Annotated in this window: 3 protein-coding genes; 2 read left to right on the top strand and 1 reads right to left on the bottom strand. The window is 70.1% G+C overall.

Going from position 1 to position 2,345, the window contains the following annotated elements; all coding sequences use genetic code 11:
- Together ACFR9S_RS05475 and ACFR9S_RS05470 are read left to right on the top strand one after the other, a co-directional pair.
- A partial coding sequence (locus ACFR9S_RS05475) for an oligopeptide/dipeptide ABC transporter ATP-binding protein (protein WP_379818234.1) occupies positions 1-1,061 on the top strand: 1,061 nt, incomplete at its 5' end.
- 54 nt (positions 1,062-1,115) lie between these two features.
- Positions 1,116-1,349: a SelT/SelW/SelH family protein gene (locus ACFR9S_RS05470; RefSeq protein WP_379818233.1), complete on the top strand. Its 234-nt coding sequence runs from the start codon at positions 1,116-1,118 to the stop codon at positions 1,347-1,349.
- A 39-nt stretch (positions 1,350-1,388) separates the two neighbouring features.
- Here ACFR9S_RS05470 and ACFR9S_RS05465 read toward each other — a convergent pair.
- Positions 1,389-2,345, bottom strand: a 957-nt coding sequence (locus ACFR9S_RS05465) for a phosphotransacetylase family protein (protein ID WP_379818232.1), incomplete at its 5' end; no start/stop codon positions are given.

Here is a 2,345-nt window from a genome sequence, read left to right as displayed (position 1 = left end):
CAGGCTGCGGGAAGCCCACCGCGGCGACGACGCTGCTTCACCTCGAGGAGCCGACGGGCGGGGAGGTCCGGTTCCAGGGGGAGGCGGTGGCCGACCAGTCCCGGAGCGAGCGGAAGGCGTTCCGCCGGAACGCACAGGTCGTGTTCCAGGACCCCGACTCCGCGTTCGATCCGCAGGCGACCGTCGGCGAGTCGATCGCCGACCCGCTCGCGACCCACGGGCTGCGCGACGAGGAGCGCCAGCGGGAGATCGTCGCCGACGTGCTCGAACGCATCGGGCTCTCGGCCGACGACGCCGACCGCTACCCCCACGAGTTCTCCGGCGGGCAGAAACAGCGCATCGCGCTGGCCCGCGCGCTCGTGCTCGACCCGGACCTGCTGGTCGCCGACGAGCCAGTCTCCGCGCTCGACGTGAGCATCCAGGCGGACATCCTCTCGCTGCTGGCGGACCTCCGGGACGAACTCGATCTGGGCATCCTCCTGATCAGCCACGATCTGGACGTGGTGCGGCAGATCTGTGACCGCGTCGCGGTGATGTACCTCGGCGAGATCGTCGAAATCGGGCCGACGGAGGCGCTGTTCGAGGACCCACAGCACCCCTACACCGAGGGACTGCTCGCCGCGATCCCGGACCCGGACCCGCGGAACCGGGGCGGGACGGTCGAACTCCGCGGGGACGTGCCCGACCCGATCGAGCCGCCGTCGGGCTGTTCGTTCCATCCGCGCTGCCCGCGGGTCATCCCGCCCGACGACTACGCGTTCGACGACGGCGAGTACCGGGCGGTGCTCGACTTCCGACTCGCGCTCCGGGACGACGACATCGACACGGAGCGCCACGACACGGCGACGGCGCTCCGAGAGGCGTACGACGTTCCCGAGACGCTCACGGACGACGACGCCGAGGCGGTTCTCGACGGCGCGATCGACGACCTGCTCGGTGGCGACCGTGAGCGCGCGCTCGACCGACTCGAAGCGTTCGCGACGCCGTGTGAGCGCGACGACCCGGTGCTCCGGTCCACGAACGAGCGGCAGTCGGCCGCCTGCCTCCGGCACACGCGGTGATCGGTTTCCGGGGTGAGTAGGTTTACCACGGAACGGTCCGTAGCAATAGACGGCATGACGAGCGTCGAAATCGAGTACTGCGTCCCGTGTGGCCACCGCGACCGAGCACAGGACCTGCAAGGGGCGATCCTCGAGGAGTACGGGCTGCAAGTCGATCGCGTGTCGCTGGTCACCGGCGACGGCGGCGTTTTCCAAGTTCGCGTCGACGGCGACGGGGTCTTCGACATCGACGAGGACGAGTACGACGCCGACGAGATCGTCGAGAGCGTCGGCGAGTACGTGAACTGACCGGCGGCGGGGTACCGAACCGAGATCGCCGTCCGTTTCTCAGTCGAGGATGGCGTCCACGTCGGCGTGGGCGTGGAGCAGTTCCTGCATCCGCTCGACGGTCGCTTCGTCCCGCACGCGGCCGCCGTGGATCAGGGACTCGATCCGCTCGATCGTCGTGATCGTGTCCGTCTGGACGGTCAACACCGGCATCCCTTGCTCCTCGGCCTCGCCGAGTATCGCGCCCGAGGGGCGGTGCCCGCCGGTGAGCACGAGACAGTTGACGCCGGGGGCGTCCAGCGCCGCGGCTTGGACGTCCGCCCGGTCCCCGCCCGTGATGACGGCGGCGTCCTTCGTGCGCCGGAAGTGCGTGAGCGCGCTCTCCCCGCTCATCGCCCCGACGAGCACGCGCTCGATGAGGGCGCCGGTGTCGGCGTCAGTGAGCGATTCGGCTCCGAGTTCGTTCGTGAGGTCTTCGACCGAGACGCCGGCCATGGAGCGTTCCCACGGGAGGACGCCCAGAACCGGGATGTCGCGTGACTCGAGGAACGGGACCACGTCGGTTTCGACCTCGTCGTACGCGGCGCTGGAGACGGCGTTGAACACGACGCCGAGACAGCGGTCGCCGAACTGCTCGGCGGCCGTGAGGATGCGGTCGACGTCGCCGGGTTCCTCGTACCGGGCGACCACCACCGCGCGGGCCTCCAGTAGCTCCGCGAGGTCGGCGTCAGTGAGGTCGACGGCCGCACCCGTGTCGCGGTCGCCGGCGCCCTCGAGGACCATCAGCTCCTTCCCCTCGGCGAGCCCGTCGAAGGCGTCACGCACGCGGTCACGCAGCGCCGACACGTCCTCCTCGCCGCGGATGGCGCCGGAGATGAACGTCGGGGAGTAGACCACCGGCTCCATCTCGTGCATCTCGGCGTCCAGACCCAGCAGCTCCCGGGCGAGCATCGGGTCGGCGTCGAGCGCCTTCCCGACGTTGCTCTGGAGGCGGGTCCCCTTCGGTTTCATGTAGCC

The organism is Halolamina salina (assembly GCF_042678005.1).
GTDB classification, from domain to species: Archaea; Halobacteriota; Halobacteria; order Halobacteriales; family Haloferacaceae; genus Halolamina; species Halolamina salina.
The sequence above is the reverse complement of the archived record's forward strand: the minus strand, read 5'-3'. Positions and strand labels throughout refer to the sequence as shown.

Excerpts from the sequence above, each read along its gene's own strand:
- ACFR9S_RS05470 (WP_379818233.1), top strand. The coding sequence starts at position 1,116 with ATGACGAGCGTCGAAATCGAGTACTGCGTCCCGTGTGGCCACCGCGAC.